Source organism: Ruegeria sp. CK1, assembly GCF_056536545.1.
Genome location: NZ_JBQFPX010000013.1, coordinates 1 through 17,465 on the forward strand (window position 1 = coordinate 1; position 17,465 = coordinate 17,465).

12 protein-coding genes are annotated in these 17,465 nt (G+C 56.5%); 2 read left to right on the top strand and 10 right to left on the bottom strand.

What is annotated here, in order from left to right; translation table 11 throughout:
* The 4 genes from ACR0L3_RS19475 to rpsL form a co-directional block, all read right to left on the bottom strand.
* Positions 1 to 91 (bottom strand): GTP-binding protein (locus ACR0L3_RS19475; RefSeq protein WP_215675807.1); only part of this gene is annotated, 91 nt, incomplete at its 3' end.
* Positions 92 to 151: 60 nt separating this feature from the next.
* A complete protein-coding gene (gene fusA, locus ACR0L3_RS19480) occupies positions 152 to 2,269 on the bottom strand; it encodes an elongation factor G (protein WP_480747445.1) in 2,118 nt (705 codons plus the stop codon).
* A gap of 18 nt (positions 2,270 to 2,287) precedes the next feature.
* Positions 2,288 to 2,758 (bottom strand): 30S ribosomal protein S7, encoded by a 471-nt coding sequence (gene rpsG, locus ACR0L3_RS19485; RefSeq protein ID WP_010441203.1) that lies wholly within the window; start codon positions 2,756 to 2,758, stop codon positions 2,288 to 2,290.
* A gap of 15 nt (positions 2,759 to 2,773) precedes the next feature.
* On the bottom strand, positions 2,774 to 3,145 hold the full coding sequence (gene rpsL, locus ACR0L3_RS19490; protein ID WP_005621086.1) for a 30S ribosomal protein S12: 372 nt from the start codon (positions 3,143 to 3,145) through the stop codon (positions 2,774 to 2,776).
* A gap of 396 nt (positions 3,146 to 3,541) precedes the next feature.
* Between rpsL and ACR0L3_RS19495 the strand changes: the two genes are divergently transcribed.
* On the top strand, positions 3,542 to 4,348 hold the full coding sequence (locus ACR0L3_RS19495; protein ID WP_480747446.1) for a putative rhamnosyl transferase: 807 nt from the start codon (positions 3,542 to 3,544) through the stop codon (positions 4,346 to 4,348).
* Here the strand turns inward: ACR0L3_RS19495 and ACR0L3_RS19500 are convergent.
* The 6 genes from ACR0L3_RS19500 to rplJ all read right to left on the bottom strand — a co-directional run bounded on the left by ACR0L3_RS19500 (position 4,333) and on the right by rplJ (position 16,051).
* Positions 4,333 to 5,202, bottom strand: a complete 870-nt coding sequence (locus tag ACR0L3_RS19500) for a DMT family transporter (protein ID WP_480747447.1) — start codon at positions 5,200 to 5,202, stop codon at positions 4,333 to 4,335. The two genes, ACR0L3_RS19495 and ACR0L3_RS19500, sit on opposite strands and share 16 nt — an antisense overlap.
* A gap of 178 nt (positions 5,203 to 5,380) precedes the next feature.
* A complete protein-coding gene (locus ACR0L3_RS19505; protein WP_480747448.1) occupies positions 5,381 to 6,163 on the bottom strand; it encodes a hypothetical protein in 783 nt (260 codons plus the stop codon).
* 234 nt (positions 6,164 to 6,397) lie between these two features.
* Positions 6,398 to 10,639: a DNA-directed RNA polymerase subunit beta' gene (gene rpoC / locus ACR0L3_RS19510; RefSeq protein ID WP_480747449.1), complete on the bottom strand. Its 4,242-nt coding sequence runs from the start codon at positions 10,637 to 10,639 to the stop codon at positions 6,398 to 6,400.
* A 52-nt stretch (positions 10,640 to 10,691) separates the two neighbouring features.
* Positions 10,692 to 14,828: a DNA-directed RNA polymerase subunit beta gene (rpoB, locus tag ACR0L3_RS19515; protein ID WP_480747450.1), complete on the bottom strand. Its 4,137-nt coding sequence runs from the start codon at positions 14,826 to 14,828 to the stop codon at positions 10,692 to 10,694.
* Positions 14,829 to 15,078: 250 nt separating this feature from the next.
* Positions 15,079 to 15,453 carry a 50S ribosomal protein L7/L12 gene (gene rplL / locus ACR0L3_RS19520; protein ID WP_170446876.1) on the bottom strand — a complete coding sequence of 125 codons (375 nt, stop codon included), beginning with the start codon at positions 15,451 to 15,453 and terminating at the stop codon, positions 15,079 to 15,081.
* Between the two features lie 79 nt (positions 15,454 to 15,532).
* Positions 15,533 to 16,051 carry a 50S ribosomal protein L10 gene (gene rplJ / locus ACR0L3_RS19525; RefSeq protein WP_170427359.1) on the bottom strand — a complete coding sequence of 173 codons (519 nt, stop codon included), beginning with the start codon at positions 16,049 to 16,051 and terminating at the stop codon, positions 15,533 to 15,535.
* Between the two features lie 396 nt (positions 16,052 to 16,447).
* Here rplJ and ACR0L3_RS19530 point away from each other — a divergent pair, with 396 nt between their 5' ends.
* Entirely contained in the window at positions 16,448 to 17,413 is a 966-nt protein-coding gene (locus ACR0L3_RS19530) for an aminoglycoside phosphotransferase family protein (protein WP_480747451.1), read from the top strand.
* Positions 17,414 to 17,465: the final 52 nt, after the last annotated feature.

A 17,465-nucleotide genomic window follows, 5' to 3' on the forward strand; every position in this document is an offset into this window, starting at 1 on the left:
CTGCGGTCAGCGTCGTCTTGCCGTGGTCAACGTGGCCAATCGTGCCGATGTTGACGTGCGGTTTTGTACGCTCAAACTTTTCCTTTGCCATGATGGCCTCCTTTTTCGGTAATGAAGGGAGCCCCTGACCGGAGCTCCCTCAAATTTTCGCTTATGCGTATTTCGCCTGAATCTCGTCCGAGATGTTCTGCGGAACCGGATCGTAGTGGTCGAACTGCATGGTGAACTGGGCACGGCCCGACGACATCGAACGCAGAGTGTTAATGTAGCCGAACATGTTCGCCAGCGGAACAAACGCATCAATCGCGATTGCGTTGCCGCGCGGCTCTTGGCCCGACACCTGGCCCCGACGCGAGGTCAAGTCGCCGATGATACCGCCGGTGTATTCTTCCGGGGTGATCACTTCGACCTTCATGATCGGTTCCAGCAGTTTCGCGCCAGCTTTGCGCATGCCTTCACGCATACACATACGGGCTGCGATTTCGAACGCCAGAACGCTCGAGTCAACGTCGTGGAACTTACCGTCCAGCAGGGCAACCTTGAAGTCGATCACGGGGAAGCCAGCCAGAGGGCCGCTGTCCATAACCGACTGGATGCCTTTTTCGACACCCGGGATGTATTCCTTCGGAACGGCACCACCAACGATGCGGGACTCAAAGGAGTAACCTTCGCCCGGCTCGGTCGGAGTGATCTCCAGCTTAACCTCACCGAACTGACCCGAACCACCCGACTGTTTCTTGTGGGTGTAGGTGTGCTCGACCGGCATCGAGATGGTTTCACGATAGGCCACCTGCGGTGCACCAATGTTCGCTTCAACCTTGAACTCGCGCTTCAGACGGTCAACCAAGATGTCCAAGTGAAGTTCGCCCATGCCTTTCATGATGGTCTGACCGGATTCCAGGTCAGTTTCCACACGGAAGGACGGGTCTTCGGCAGCCAGACGGGCCAGACCCTGAGACATCTTCTCTTGGTCGCCCTTGGTTTTGGGCTCAACCGCGATCTCGATCACTGGATCGGGGAAGGTCATGGTTTCCAGAACCACCGGATCCTTCGCGTCACACAGGGTGTCACCGGTGGTGGTGTCTTTCAGACCCGCCAGCGCGATGATGTCGCCTGCAAACGCTTCTTCGATCTCTTCCCGGTTGTTCGAGTGCATCATCATCATACGACCGATGCGCTCTTTTTTACCTTTGGTCGAGTTCAGGATCGAGTCACCCTTGTTCATGGTGCCAGAGTAAATCCGGGTAAAGGTCAGCGATCCAACGAAGGGGTCGTTCATGATTTTGAACGCCAGGCCCGAGAACGGCATGTTGTCGTCTGCACGACGTGCGATGTCACGAACTTCGTCCTCGTCGCCGGGTTTGAAGCCCATGTAGTCGACAACGTCCAGCGGGCTGGGCAGATAGTCGATCACAGCGTTAAGCAGAGGCTGAACACCCTTGTTCTTGAACGCCGAGCCACCCAGAACCGGAACGAAGTCCAGCGCCAAAGTACCCTTGCGCAGCAGTTTGCGCAGTGTATCGGCGTCGGGCTCGTTGCCTTCCAGGTATTCCATCATGGCGTCGTCGTCTTGCTCGACGGCTGCTTCAACCATCTTGCCACGCCATTCTTCGGCCATGTCCTTCAGGCTGTCACGAACCGGTGCTTTAATCCAGCTTGCGCCCAGATCTTCGCCCTGCCACAGCCACTCTTCCATGGTGACCAGGTCGATCAGACCTTCCAACTCGGATTCGGCACCGATCGGAATACCAACCGGAACAGCGCGTGCACCGGTGCGGTCTTCGATCATGCGAACACAGTTGAAGAAGTCAGCGCCGATCTTGTCCATTTTGTTGACGAAAACCATACGCGGCACCTTGTAGCGGTCCGCCTGACGCCACACGGTTTCGGTCTGGGGCTCAACCCCAGCATTGGCGTCCAGAACAGCAACGGCACCGTCGAGAACCGCTAGCGAACGTTCGACTTCGATGGTGAAGTCAACGTGGCCGGGAGTGTCGATGATGTTCATCCGGTGCTTGGGAGTGTCAGCAGTGTGACCGTCCTCGGTGCGTTCCCAGAAGGTGGTGGTCGCAGCCGAAGTGATGGTGATGCCGCGCTCCTGCTCCTGCTCCATCCAGTCCATGGTGGCCGCACCATCGTGCACCTCACCAATGTTATGGGATTTACCAGTGTAATACAGGATACGCTCCGAGCAGGTGGTCTTACCCGCGTCGATGTGCGCCATGATACCGAAGTTACGGTATAGTTCGAGAGGATATTCGCGTGACATTTGTCTAAGCCTCTGGGATTACCAACGATAATGGCTGAAGGCTTTGTTCGCCTCGGCCATCTTGTGGGTGTCTTCGCGTTTCTTGACGGCAGTACCGCGGGACTGAACAGCGTCCAGCAGCTCGCCTGCAAGGCGTTCTTCCATGGTGTTTTCGTTGCGGCCGCGCGCAGCGGTGATCAGCCAGCGGATGGCCAGTGCTTCGCGGCGCTCAGGCCGGACTTCGACCGGAACCTGGTAGGTTGCACCACCAACGCGGCGCGAGCGAACCTCGACCGAAGGTTTGATGTTGTCGAGCGCTTCGTGGAACACTTCGACCGGTGCGCGCTTTACCTTGTTCTCAACGCGGTCAAAAGCGTTGTAAACGATGCGCTCTGCGACCGACTTCTTGCCGTCGATCATCAGGTTGTTCATGAATTTGGTCAGAACCTTGTCGCCAAATTTGGCGTCAGGCAGGACTTCGCGTTTTTCGGCGGCGTGACGACGTGACATATCAGCCTCTCCTTCTTACTTGGGACGCTTCGCGCCGTATTTCGAACGACGCTGCTTACGGTCTTTAACGCCCTGAGTATCCAGAACACCGCGCAGGATGTGGTAGCGCACACCGGGAAGGTCTTTTACACGGCCGCCACGGATCAGAACAACCGAGTGTTCCTGCAGGTTGTGGCTTTCACCGGGGATGTACGAGATGACCTCGAACCCGTTGGTCAGGCGCACTTTGGCGACCTTACGCATAGCCGAGTTCGGCTTCTTCGGTGTGGTAGTGTACACGCGGGTGCAGACGCCGCGTTTCTGCGGGCACTGCTCCAGGTGCATGGACTTCGAGCGTTTTACTTTAGGCTGCCGCGGTTTGCGGATCAGCTGTTGAATAGTTGGCATTCCGGTTTCTTCCCCGTTTTGCAACACACATGACATGCACGCGCATTGCGTGCGGTTAAACTTGCTGCACTCATGCGTCCACAAGCGCAAAATCCGCGAGCGTTCCCATTCCGAGGTGAACGTCGCGGTTGGTTATCAGAGGGCGCGAACTGCAAAATTGTCCGGGCCTTGACCAGTTCATTACTGAAATCGGTTATGGGGCGGCCCCCGGTACCGAGATGACGCGCGTATTAAGGGGAGTCGGCCCGAGTGTCAACAGTGCACCCCGTTGTGCGGCAGCCGGGCAGGTTTGTGCATTCTTATCTAGAGCGGGCGGTGATTTCCAGCGTGACAGTTGTTGCGGGTCTCAGCCTTCAAAGGCATAGTCTCGTTATCAGTCTGAGCCACGGATGAATCATGCAAGTTATCGGCCTGTGCCGCTTTTCCTATCCTGCCTATGGTGGCTTTCAGGTGGAACATGATACGCTAGAGGAACGCAGAAGGTACCTCTACAATCCCGCCCGATTGGAGGAACGCTTTCGCCTATTCGAAACCTCCACCCTGCCCTGTTTTAAAGAACAGACAGATGAGGACTTTCAATTCCTCATCGTGATCGGCGACTGCCTGCCTAAACCCGCCTTTGATCGGCTGCACGACCTGACCGCTGGCATAAAGCAAGTAAAGATCGTCGTCCGCGAACCTATGCGTCACCGCAAGGTCATGAAAGAGGTCATCAATACCGCTCGCGGTGATATCGACGCACCCTGTCTGCAATTCCGACACGATGATGACGACGCCGTCTCGGTGGATTTCGTGGAACGCCTACGCAGTGCTCTGGAAGATGGCAAAGGGCTCATAGAGAAAAGCAGAACCGTTGCCATCGACTACAACAGTGGATTTCTGGCGCGTTTTGGCCCTGATGGGATTCTTGCCACCCAAAAATTCCAGTCACTGCTAGGAGTGGCGCTGGGAATGTATGTGCGTGAGGGATGCGACCAGACGATAATGAATTTCGGGCACCATCGGATCGGGAACTTCATGCCGGTGATCAGCTACCCAGACGCGCCGATGTGGGTCCGCGCGCTGAACCAGTTCAACGATTCTTACCATGCCCGCAATAACAAGGCCGAGCTGTTACCTCTAACGCCAGAACAAGAAGGTGAATTCATCGCGCGTTTTGCCATCGATCAAGACGCAGTACGCCGGGCTCACGCGTCTGTGTGAGAGCGGCGTTCGCGGAAGAGGGTGAATAACCCTGCCCCAACGACCAGAGCAGCCCCAAGCATCGTAATCGTGTCTGGCCAATCTCCGAACACGAGCCATCCCAGCCCTAATGCCCAAATCAGGCTGGTGTAGCGAAACGGCGCAACAAACCCAACATCGCCGACACGCATGACCATCACGCTGAACAGATAACCCATCAGTACAAAAACCGCCGCAGATGCCACCAGCACGGCGTTGTCCACTGAGACCGCCGTCCACCCTTCGAAACCTGAAACAACGCCGGCGGTCAGCGTGATCGACAAAGATGTTGCAAGCGTGACGGCCATCGATGGGACCTGCGCAGACATACGCCGCGTGATCAGATCGCGGATCGTCACCGAAACCACCGCTAACAGCGCATAAACAGAATAAAGGCTGAACCCATCTGGACCCGGTCGCACAATCAGCAGCATCCCGGAAAAGCCGATGCCAATGGCAATTATCCGACGCCAGCCGATCTGCTCCGAGAAAAACAATGCGGCCCCTAACGTAACCGTCAACGGCAGAGCCTGTAAAACCGCCGTCACGTTTGCAAGAGGCATATTCTTCAATGCCGTCAGGAAAAAGAATGTGGCCGACAGTTCGGCGATGCAGCGGATTCCGACCAGCCACTTATCGTAGCGCGAAAAGTTCAAATGAAGCGCACCGAAATGCCGAGCAAGCAAATAGACCAAAGCAGTCGCCAGAACCCCACGCATCGCCACCAATTGGAACAGGGGCAGGTCTTGAAGCGCCACCTTCACGAAAGTGTCGTTCACAGTAAACGCGGCCATGCTGCCCATCATAAGCAGCGCGCCTTTCAAGTTTGGGGTCATTTCCGCTGGGTCCACTCACGTCTCAATCGTGGCATTGGCCCAATCGATGACAGCCGTGTCAACGCACTAGATTAGATTCTTGATAAGAACGCGTCTGTTGATACCCACCGCTATCCAAGTTTTCCGTTCAGCTTCACCAAAGACCACAACGAACACAAAGCGCTACTTTCCCTGCGTTTCAGAAGCCAAAGACCCGGCCGCCACCGATACCTTCCACCGTCACTCCTGCGCTCAGACTATAGGTCGCAATCAATCCTCCGGACATGTTCAACACTCCTAGGCGGTTGCCGTTCTGAAGTGCCACATAAAGCTCTCGCCGGTCGGAATTGATGCCCAATCCAAATCTCTCAATTTGCAGCGCTGCACCGACAGAGGGATTGGTTGGCCGGATAACCCGTTTCGTCTTTCCGTTCAGGTCTAGCTCGGCGATCAACCGGTTCCGAATGAACAGGACATACAAGGTTTTCGTGTTTTCATCGAATGCAACACCACCGATGGGCCCTTGGGGTTGTGCAAGTCTGATGTTGCGTACAAACTGGCCGTCACGCGTCAATTCCGAAATCATCAAACCATTCGGGTGATCTAGGAACAGGTGGCCGTCGGCCTCCCGCAGAGCCAATCCGCATTCCTTGATCGGGAAGTCGTTGGGGGTAACGCCACCGCATCCTGCAGGAACCTGCTGAGCTGAGAAAGTGCGCAAAACTCGACCATCTCTGTCGAGTTCCTGCAGCTGAGTGCCCGGAAGATTGCGCAAGAAAATCCGTTCTCGAGAGTCATCATAAGCCAGACCGACGATCGAGGATGAAGTTGGAATCAAGCGGGTTGAACCGTCTGGGATTTTCACTTCTCGTGAGGGCTGGCCCTGAGGCATTCCAACATATGCGTAATCAGAGCAGCCAATCAGAAAGCCAAGGCTTAAAACGGAAAACGCACGGCACAGTTTCAAAACGGGTACCATCATCCGATCTCCAGTCAAAGATTGGTAAACGGGAATTAAGCATAACATGAATAGTGTTTATTTTGAATAAAGCCGTTCATTTGATGCGAATAGGGGTCTTCAGGCCTCGTTTCACGCATCGCAACCGGGAACTGCTGTGACGCGCTCAGTCAGTGTTAAATGGGGCATCGGACCTTGTTAACCGACAAAAAAGGCCCCGCAAAAGTGCGGGGCCTAATTCTTAACCTATCGGGTCGTTTACTCGCGGCTTTCCGGTGTTTCCACCAGAACGTCCAGCTCGTCGCCAACCATGTCGTCGTCGACCATCGGCGCAGCCAGAGCAGCGGCCGCTTCGGCCTCTTCCCGGCGGGCTTCGATCACAACGTTGTCGCGCGACTGGGCAACCTGACGCACGGCCTGGGTCGCACCACCGGTACCGGCAGGGATCAGGCGCCCGACGATGACGTTCTCTTTCAGGCCAACCAGTTTGTCCTTCTTGCCCTGAACCGAGGCTTCGGTCAGCACGCGGGTGGTTTCCTGGAACGACGCCGCCGAGATGAACGAACGCGTCTGCAGCGAAGCTTTGGTGATCCCCAGAAGGATCGGCTCGCCCTGTGCCGGACGACCACCGCGGGCGATGGTCTTCTCGTTGGCCGCGTCGAACTCTTGCTTGTCGACATGCTCGCCTTTCAACAGGGTGGAGTCGCCTGAATCCAGGATCTCCCACTTCTGCAGCATCTGGCGCACGATGACCTCGATGTGCTTGTCGTTGATCTTCACGCCCTGCAGACGATAGACGTCCTGCACTTCGTCGATCATGTAATCCGCCAGCGCTTCGACACCCATGATGGACAGGATGTCATGCGGAGCCGGGTTACCATCCATCAGGTATTCACCCTTCTGGATGAAGTCACCTTCAGCAACCGGGATGTGCTTGCCCTTGGGTACCATGTACTCGATGGTCTCCATGGACTCGTCAGCCGGTTCGATGCTGATGCGGCGCTTGTTCTTATAGTCGCGGCCAAAGCGCACGTAACCATCGGCTTCGGCGATGATCGCGTGATCTTTCGGACGACGCGCTTCGAACAATTCGGCCACACGCGGCAGACCACCGGTGATGTCCTTGGTCTTGGCACCTTCGCGCGGGATACGCGCAACAACGTCACCGGCCTCGACCTTCTGACCGTCTTCAACCGACAGGATCGCATCCACAGACATCGGATAGTGAACCGGGTTGCCCGCATCGTTGCGGACCGGCTCGCCATCTTCACCGACCAGAATGATCTCGGGCTTGAGGTCGCTGCCTTTGGGGGCGGCGCGCCAGTCGATCACGATCTTCTGGGTCATGCCGGTTGCATCGTCAGTCTCGTCGCGGACGGCGAGGCCCGAAACCAGATCGACATATTTCGCGGTACCGGCTTTCTCAGCGATGATCGGCAAGGTGTAGGGGTCCCACTCGAACAGTTTGTCGCCTCGGGCCACTTTGGTGCCGTCTTTAACAAACAGTTTCGAGCCGTAGCCCAGCTTGTGGCTGGCACGCTCTTCGCCATGCTCGTCCTTGATCACCAACTTCATGTTCCGGCCCATGACCAGGCTTTCGCCTGCCGCATTGACCAGAATTTGCGGGTTCTCGAAGGAAACGACGCCTTCCTGGCTGGCTTCCTGGAACGACTGCTGACCACCTTGCGCAACACCACCGATGTGGAACGTACGCATGGTCAGCTGTGTACCCGGTTCACCGATCGACTGAGCGGCGATGATGCCGACAGCTTCGCCTGTGTTCACCATGGTACCGCGTGCAAGGTCACGACCGTAGCAAGTGGCACAAACGCCTTCCTCGGACTCACAGGTCAGCGGCGAGCGAATGCGCATCGATGCAACACCGGCTTCGTCGATTGTGTCGGCCATGCGTTCGTCGATCAACTGGCCTGCAGCCACGATCACCTCATCGGTGCCCGGACGCAGAACATCGTCAGCAGCCACACGACCCAGAACGCGTTCGGCCAGCGATGCAACAACCTCACCATCGTTAACGGCGGCTTCGGCAGTGATTGCACGCTCGGTGCCACAGTCGATCTCACGAACGATGCAGTCCTGTGCCACGTCTACCAGACGACGGGTCAGGTAACCCGAGTTCGCCGTCTTCAGAGCGGTATCCGACAGACCCTTACGCGCACCGTGGGTTGAGTTGAAGTACTCGAGAACGGTCAGACCTTCTTTGAAGTTCGAGATAATCGGCGTTTCGATGATGTCACCGTTCGGCTTGGCCATCAGGCCGCGCATACCGCCCAGCTGTTTCATCTGAGTGACCGAGCCACGCGCACCGGAGTGAGCCATCATGTAGACCGAGTTCGGCTCCTGATCCGACCCGTCTTCGGCCTTGGCGACGTCCGAGATTGTGCTCATCATCGCTTCGGTGACGCGGTCGTTACACTTCGACCAGGCATCGACAACTTTGTTGTACTTTTCGCCCTGAGTGATCAGGCCGTCCATGTACTGCTGTTCAAAGTCTTTCACCTGATTGCGGGTGTCATCAACGATGCCCCATTTGTCGCCAGGAATGACCATGTCGTCCTTACCGAACGAGATGCCAGCCTTGAACGCTTCTTTGAAGCCCATCGACATGATCTGGTCACAGAAGATAACCGACTCTTTCTGACCGCAATAACGGTAGACGGTGTCGATCACCTGCTGCACTTCTTTCTTCCGCAGCAAGCGGTTGACCAGCTCGAACGGCGCTTTGTTGTTCATCGGCAGCAACGCACCCAGACGCAGACGGCCCGGAGTGGTTTCATAACGCTTCTGAACTTCATTACCTTCGTCGTCGATCTGCGTGATCCGCGCGGTGATTTTGGTGTGCAGGTGCACTTCACCCGCGTCCAGCGCGTGCTGAACTTCTTCGATCGAACCAAAGACCTTGCCTTCGCCCGGCATGCCTTCGCGTTCCAGAGTAACGTAGTACAGACCCAGGATCATATCCTGCGACGGAACAATAATGGGCGCGCCGTTTGCAGGCGACAGAACGTTGTTCGTCGACATCATCAGAACACGCGCTTCCAGCTGCGCCTCAAGGCTCAGAGGGACGTGAACCGCCATCTGGTCCCCGTCGAAGTCGGCGTTAAAGGCCGAACAAACCAGCGGGTGCAGCTGGATGGCTTTACCTTCGATCAGAACCGGCTCGAACGCCTGAATGCCAAGACGGTGCAGCGTAGGCGCACGGTTCAGCATGACCGGGTGTTCGCGGATCACCTCGTCGAGGATATCCCAAACTTCGGGACGCTCTTTCTCGACCAGTTTCTTCGCCTGTTTGACAGTCGAAGAAAGACCCTTGGCTTCAAGGCGCGAGTAGATGAACGGCTTGAACAGTTCCAGCGCCATCTTTTTGGGCAGACCGCACTGGTGCAGCTTGAGTTCCGGACCGGTCACAATGACCGAACGGCCCGAGAAGTCGACGCGCTTACCCAGAAGGTTCTGACGGAAGCGGCCTTGCTTACCTTTCAGCATGTCCGACAGCGATTTCAGCGGACGCTTGTTGGCGCCGGTGATCACGCGGCCACGACGGCCGTTGTCGAACAGAGCGTCAACGGATTCCTGCAGCATCCGCTTTTCGTTGCGGACGATGATGTCAGGCGCGCGCAGCTCGATCAGACGCTTCAGACGGTTGTTCCGGTTGATGACGCGGCGATACAGATCGTTCAGATCCGAAGTCGCGAAACGGCCACCATCCAGCGGAACCAGCGGACGCAGTTCCGGCGGAATGACCGGGATCACGGTCATCACCATCCACTCGGGACGGTTGCCTGACTCGAGGAAGGATTCAACAACCTTCAGGCGCTTGATGATCTTCTTGGGCTTCAGCTCGCCGGTTGCTTCGGCAAGATCAGCGCGCAGCTGCTCGGCTTCGGCTTCCAGATCGATCTGGGCCAGCATCTCGCGGATGGCTTCGGCACCGATATTCGCGGTGAACGCGTCCATGCCATAGGCATCCTGCGCGTCCATGTACTCTTCTTCGGTCAGCATCTGGCCGTAGGTCAGGTCAGTCAGACCGGGCTCGATGACGACGTAGTTTTCAAAGTACAGAACACGTTCCAGATCACGCAGAGTCATGTCCAGCATCAGACCGATGCGGGACGGCAGCGATTTCAGGAACCAGATATGTGCGACGGGCGCGGCCAGTTCGATGTGGCCCATACGCTCACGGCGGACTTTCTGCAGGGTGACTTCCACACCGCATTTCTCGCAGACAACGCCGCGATACTTCATCCGCTTATATTTGCCGCACAGGCATTCGTAATCTTTGATCGGGCCAAAGATACGCGCACAGAACAGACCGTCACGCTCGGGCTTGAACGTCCGGTAGTTGATGGTTTCGGGTTTCTTGATCTCACCATAGGACCAAGACAGGATCCGTTCAGGCGACGCCAGCGAGACCTTGATCTCGTCAAAAACCTTCGGGGGCGTCAGCGGGTTGAACGGGTTGTTGGTGATTTCCTGGTTCATTTTGATACCTCAAATTTTGCGGAAGGGGGGACGGGAGAAAGGGCCGAGGCCCTTACTCCTCAACCTCCGCATCCAGGAGTTCCATATTCAGGCCGAGGCCACGGACTTCTTTCACCAGAACGTTGAACGATTCCGGTACGCCCGCTTCAAAGTTATCCTCGCCCTTGACGATCGACTCATAGACCTTGGTCCGGCCGGCGACGTCATCCGATTTCACGGTGAGCATCTCCTGCAGGGTGTAGGCGGCGCCGTAAGCTTCCAGAGCCCAGACCTCCATCTCACCAAAGCGCTGACCACCGAACTGCGCCTTACCACCCAGCGGCTGCTGGGTCACCAGGCTGTACGGCCCGGTCGAACGCGCGTGGATTTTGTCGTCCACAAGATGGTGCAGTTTCAGCAGGTACTTGATGCCCACGGTCACCGGGCGTGCAAATTGCTCACCCGTACGACCGTCGAACAGAACCGACTGACCGCTTTCCGAGAAGCCCGCACGCACCAGCGCGTCGTTGACGTCAGCCTCTTTGGCACCGTCGAAGACCGGGGTTGCGATCGGAACACCGCGGGTCACGTTGCCCGCAGCCTCGATCAAGTCACCCTCATCCAGACCGGTGATGCCTTCTTCGTAGACATCTTCGCCATAGGCCAGCTTCATCGCTTCGCGAACCGGGGTCAGATCGCCGGAACGGCGGTATTCACCCAGAGCGTCGTCGATGTTCAGACCCAGACCGCGCGCGGCCCAACCCATGTGGGTTTCAAGGATCTGACCAACGTTCATACGCGAAGGCACGCCCAGCGGGTTCAGACAGAAGTCAACCGGCGTACCATCGGCCAGGAACGGCATGTCTTCCATCGGAACTACCTTGGAAATCACACCTTTGTTCCCGTGACGACCGGCCATCTTGTCGCCCGGCTGAAGCTTACGCTTCACGGCGATGAAGACTTTGACCATCTTCATCACACCCGGCGGCAGGTCGTCGCCACGACGGACTTTCTCGACCTTGTCTTCAAAACGGGCGTCCAGAGCGCGTTTCAGCACTTCGTACTGCTCGTTCAGAGCCTCAACGATCTGTGCGTCCTGCTCGTCTTCCAGCGCCAGCTGCCACCACTGACCACGGGTCAGGGTTTCCAGCAGATCCTCGGTGATCACCGATCCTGCCCTGACGCCTTTCGGGCCTTTGACAGCGGTTTTACCCAGGATAAGGCCTTGCAGACGCGCATAGATGTTGCGGTCAAGGATCGCCAGCTCGTCGTCTCGGTCACGGGCCAGACGTTCGACTTCCTCACGCTCGATTTGAAGCGCACGTTCGTCTTTCTCGACGCCGTGACGGTTGAAGACGCGAACCTCGACGACTGTACCGTAATCGCCCGGCTTCACGCGCAGCGAGGTGTCGCGCACGTCAGATGCTTTCTCACCGAAGATGGCGCGCAGCAGCTTTTCTTCCGGGGTCATCGGGCTTTCGCCCTTCGGAGTGATCTTGCCGACCAGAATATCGCCCGGCTCAACATCCGCACCGATGTAAACGATGCCCGCCTCGTCGAGGTTGCGCAGCGCTTCTTCACCGACGTTCGGAATGTCACGGGTGATCTCTTCCGGTCCCAGCTTTGTATCACGGGCGGCGACTTCGAATTCCTCGATGTGGACCGAGGTAAATACGTCATCACGCGCGATACGTTCCGAGATCAGGATCGAGTCTTCGTAGTTGTAACCGTTCCACGGCATAAACGCGACGACCACGTTCTTGCCAAGGGCCAGTTCACCCATATCGGTCGACGGACCGTCGGCAATGACCTCGCCCTTCTGGACGGTGTCACCCACCTTGATCAGCGGACGCTGGTTGATGCAGGTGTTCTGGTTCGAACGCTGGAACTTGCGCAGACGATAGATGTCAACGCCTGCGTCGCCCAGTTCCAGATCTTCGGTGGCACGGATAACGATACGCTGGGCATCGACCTGGTCGATAATACCGGCGCGTTTCGCCTGAATCGCAGCACCCGAGTCGATCGCAACCTTTTCCTCGATCCCGGTACCGACCAGCGGCGCTTCGGCGCGCAGCAGCGGAACCGCCTGACGTTGCATGTTCGAGCCCATCAGAGCGCGGTTGGCGTCGTCATTTTCAAGGAACGGGATAAGCGATGCAGCGACCGAAACCAGCTGTTTCGGGCTCACGTCGATCAGATCAACGCTTTCGACTGGCGCAAGGGTGTAGTCCCCGGCCTGACGGGTGTTGACCATCTCGTTGATGAACTTGCCGTTCTCATCCAGTGTTGCGTTCGCCTGCGCCACGGTGTGACGCATTTCCTCGGTCGCGGACATGTAGTGAACCTCATCGGTCACCTCGGCGTCTTTAACAACGCGATAAGGAGTTTCGATGAAGCCGTACTTGTTCACGCGGGCGAATGTGGCCAGCGAGTTGATCAGACCGATGTTCGGACCTTCCGGCGTTTCAATCGGGCACATCCGGCCATAGTGGGTCGGGTGTACGTCGCGAACCTCAAAGCCAGCACGCTCACGCGTCAGACCACCGGGGCCAAGCGCCGAGAGACGGCGTTTATGGGTAACCTCCGACAGCGGGTTGGTCTGGTCCATGAACTGCGACAGCTGCGACGAGCCAAAGAATTCACGAACAGCAGCCGCAGCCGGTTTCGCGTTGATCAGGTCTTGTGGCATGACCGTGTCGATTTCGACCGACGACATACGCTCTTTGATGGCGCGCTCCATACGCAGCAGACCGACGCGGTACTGGTTTTCCATCAATTCACCGACCGAACGCACACGACGGTTGCCGAGGTGGTCGATATCGTCCACGTCGCCTTTGCCGTCACGCAGTTCAACCAGCGCCTTGATGCAGGCCACGATGTCTTCGCGACGCAGGGTGCGCAGGGTGTCCGGCGCGTCCAGTGCCAGGCGCATGTTCATTTTCACGCGGCCAACGGCAGACAGGTCATAACGCTCGCTGTCGAAGAACAACGTGTCGAACAGGGCCGACGCTGCCTCAACGGTGGGCGGCTCGCCCGGACGCATAACGCGGTAGATGTCCATCAGCGCGCTTTCGCGGTTCAGGTTTTTGTCCTGAGCCATGGTGTTGCGCATGTACGGGCCGACGTTGACGTTATCGATGTCCAGAACCGGGATGTCGGTGATGCCGGCGTCCATCAGGTCCTTGACGGTACCACCGATCAGGTCGCCATCCTTGTCGTATTCAAGGGTCAGTTCATCGCCGGCTTCAACATAGATCGCACCGGTTTCTTCGTTGATGATGTCCTTGGCGACAAATTTGCCAACGATGTGATCGAACGGAACCAGCAGGTCAGTTACCACACCCTCTTCGATCAGCTTCTTGACCGCGCGTGGGGTAACTTTCTTGCCTGCCTCGGCAATCACTTCACCAGATTTGGCGTCGATCAGATCATAAGTTGGACGGGTACCGCGGACACGATCAGGGAAGAACGGGGTGACCCAACCCTTCTTCTTGTCCAGCTTGTAGGACACGGTGTTGTAATACGCGTCCATGATCGCTTCCTGATCCAGACCCAGCGCATACAGCAGGGTTGTCACAGGCAGTTTGCGGCGGCGGTCGATACGGGCGAATACGATGTCTTTGGCGTCGAACTCAAAGTCCAGCCAGCTGCCGCGATACGGGATGATGCGGCAGGCGAACAACAGTTTACCCGAAGAATGGGTCTTGCCCTTGTCGTGGTCAAAGAACACACCGGGCGAGCGGTGCATCTGGGACACGATCACACGCTCGGTACCGTTCACGATGAACGTCCCATTCGGTGTCATCAGGGGCATGTCGCCCATGAACACGTCCTGTTCTTTGATGTCTTTGACCGATTTCGCGCCAGTGTCCTCATCGACATCAAACACGATTAGACGCAGAGTGACCTTTAGCGGCGCGCTGTAGGTCATGTCGCGCTGCATGCACTCTTCGACGTCATACTTAGGTTTTTCCAGATCGTATTTCACGAACTCCAGAACGGAGGTTTCGTTGAAATCCTTGATCGGGAAAACCGACTGGAACACACCTTTGATGCCTTCGCCGTCAGTGGGCTGCTCTGCATCGCCGGAGCGCAGGAAAAGATCATAAGAAGATTTCTGGACCTCAATGAGGTTCGGCATTTCCAAAACTTCACGGATTTTGCCGTAATATTTACGAAGACGTTTCTGGCCAAGGAACGTTTGAGCCATGTCAGATGTCACCTTTCGATGTTCTCAGCGGGCAAAGACACCGTCGGGCCCCGGCATCTTGCACATTCGAGACGACACGCCCGGATCAATTCGTGGCCACCGTCCCGAAGGCGGCCTCCCGATCCGAAAACCGTGTCTTAGAAAACGCCCCAATCCATGAGGCCCTTTCTAAGACAGGTTCGGCTGGACCCGGATTTCTCCGGACCCAGCCAAATTTTTCGGCACATCAGCGATGCACCAGAGACTAAGCTTAGGCCAGCTCGACTTCTGCGCCAGCTGCTTCCAGCTTGGCTTTGACGTCTTCTGCTTCTGCTTTGTCTACGCCTTCTTTGATCTTGCCGCCGGCTTCGACCAGTTCCTTGGCTTCTTTCAGGCCCAGGCCAGTGATGCCGCGAACTTCTTTGATGACGTTGATTTTCGATGCGCCGGCGTTCTTCAGAACGACGTCGAATTCGGTTTTTTCTTCCTCAGCTGCGCCACCGGCGTCGCCGCCTGCTGCAACCATTACGGCGCCGCCAGCTGCGGGCTCGATGCCGTACTCGTCTTTGAGGATGGTTTTCAGTTCTTGTGCTTCCAGCAGGGTCAGACCCACGATGCTTTCTGCGAGTGCTTTCAGATCAGCCATTTTATCAGCTCTTTCCGTTTACAGTGTGTGTTCCAACGTCAGGGTATTCACCCTACGCAGATCATTCAGTGCCAACCGCTTACGCAGCTTCCGCCTTCTCTTCGATGGTGGAAAGGATGCTTGCGATGTTGCTTGCAGGTGCGCCAATCGCGCCAGCGATGTTCGAAGCAGGTGCGCCAATGCAGCCCACGATCGAAGCAATAAGCTCCTCGCGAGACGGCATTTTCGAAACGGCTTCGACGCCTTTGCGGTCCAGAGCATTCTCACCCATTGCACCGCCAAGGATTTCGAACTTTTGGTTCTCCTTGGCAAAGTCCTCGGCCACTTTGGCTGCTGCCACGGGGTCCTCGGAATAGGTCAGAACGGTCATCCCTGTCAGCAGGTCGGCCATGCTTTCACACGGCTTACCCTCAAGGGCGATTTTGGCGAGCCTGTTCTTGGCAACACGCACGGAACCACCCGCGTCACGAGCACGTGCGCGAAGGTCCTGCATCTCGGCAACTGTCAGACCGGCGTAATGGGCAACCACTACGACGCCAGAGCTTTCGAAGATTTGGCCGAGTTCCTCGACCACTTTCTCTTTCTGGGCTCTATCCACAGTTCTCTCCAAGTTAGGGGCGATATTTCACCCCGGCTCATATTTGCCGAGGGTAAAACCCCGGCGTTCAGGTCCGTTGTTACGGGATTGGCCAAAATTCGCCCGAGGATCGTGACCCCCAGAATTCTTTGGTCTTACCCGTCTCAGGCAGGGAATTAAGGGGCCATATGGACCCACCCACCGTCTTGGACGAAACGAAATAAAGCGCACGACGAATCGCACGCTTTATTCCGCAGCTCTCTTTAGGGCAGATACGACGGGTTTCCAAGGGGTAAATTGCAGGAAACACACCTTTGGCAACAGGTCGCAATTGTCGGTGATTGACATGGCCTGTAGGCTGGGGTCCTGTCTAGCACAGACCACTTTTGCGACCCTTTTTCCCTTTCTTTCTCCAACATGCTGATCCTCAACAAAGTCGAACACAAACGCGCCGCTGGCTTTGTCAAGGAATTCGCGCGCCATTCCGCTGCAGATGGGGTCTTGCCATTCGACTGCATCTACCGGTCCCACGACTTTCCCGACACGCGCATGGTGCTGAAGATCAAGGGGCCGAGAAACCAATTTGCGCTGAAAATCGATACTGTTTCACCCATTTCAGGCCGGTTGCAGAAAGAGTTCAACCTGCTGACGCACCTGACGAAAGCACTTGAAAAACACAAGACGTCGCATGTCGTGCGCCCTTGCTACATGTCACCTCAAGGTACGTTTTTTGTGACAGAGCTCGTTGAACGCCCCACCTGCGTTGACGTGATCCATAACAGTCCGGACAACGATCAGGTCTCACAGATTTACCGTCGTGCGGGCGCGTGGTTGCATGATCTTCACAGCGTGCAGCCGCCTAAAGACTATGGATTCCGTCCGCGTTGGATGACCGACAGTATCTCTGCACTGCTGACCGAAGTGCCACCCCATATTCGGAACGAAGGTCAAGCGATGGCGGGTAGGTTGGAACGGGATGGGTTACTGTTAAAAGGCATTCCGGAAACACAAGTGTTTTCGCACGGGGACTTCCATGGCCAAAACCTGCTTGTCGGCCAAGGCGAAATGATCGGGCTGGACTTCACCGAAGCGCGCACCAAGCTGGCCGTCTATGACATCGTCGATTTCTTAAAATCGGACATCTTCAGGGATGCGGACCCTTCGGATATCGACCAAAGCGGTATCGTGAAACACAACAAGGACATGTTCTTTAAGCGCTACCGGCATCCGATTCACATGGAGATATTGGATTTCTGCATTCGAGGGCGCTTGCTGAAAGACTGGCTTTCATTGTGGCAGCCCACACACACTTGCAGCAACTACGAAGAAAGTAGACGACAGCGCCTTGGCGATCGCCTGCGGATCGCATTTCAAAGCGACTAAACTGTGTACCTAAATCCACTTAACGCAATTGTGTAAAGCTATCGGCGAATAA

Excerpts from the sequence above, each read along its gene's own strand:
- rplL (WP_170446876.1), bottom strand. The coding sequence starts at position 15,453 with ATGGCTGATCTGAAAGCACTCGCAGAAAGCATCGTGGGTCTGACCCTG.
- rpsL (WP_005621086.1), bottom strand. The coding sequence starts at position 3,145 with ATGCCAACTATTCAACAGCTGATCCGCAAACCGCGGCAGCCTAAAGTA.
- ACR0L3_RS19495 (WP_480747446.1), top strand. The coding sequence starts at position 3,542 with ATGCAAGTTATCGGCCTGTGCCGCTTTTCCTATCCTGCCTATGGTGGC.
- fusA (WP_480747445.1), bottom strand. The coding sequence starts at position 2,269 with ATGTCACGCGAATATCCTCTCGAACTATACCGTAACTTCGGTATCATG.
- rpoC (WP_480747449.1), bottom strand. The coding sequence starts at position 10,639 with ATGAACCAGGAAATCACCAACAACCCGTTCAACCCGCTGACGCCCCCG.
- ACR0L3_RS19500 (WP_480747447.1), bottom strand. The coding sequence starts at position 5,202 with ATGACCCCAAACTTGAAAGGCGCGCTGCTTATGATGGGCAGCATGGCC.
- rpsG (WP_010441203.1), bottom strand. The coding sequence starts at position 2,758 with ATGTCACGTCGTCACGCCGCCGAAAAACGCGAAGTCCTGCCTGACGCC.
- ACR0L3_RS19505 (WP_480747448.1), bottom strand. The coding sequence starts at position 6,163 with ATGATGGTACCCGTTTTGAAACTGTGCCGTGCGTTTTCCGTTTTAAGC.
- ACR0L3_RS19530 (WP_480747451.1), top strand. The coding sequence starts at position 16,448 with ATGCTGATCCTCAACAAAGTCGAACACAAACGCGCCGCTGGCTTTGTC.
- rpoB (WP_480747450.1), bottom strand. The coding sequence starts at position 14,828 with ATGGCTCAAACGTTCCTTGGCCAGAAACGTCTTCGTAAATATTACGGC.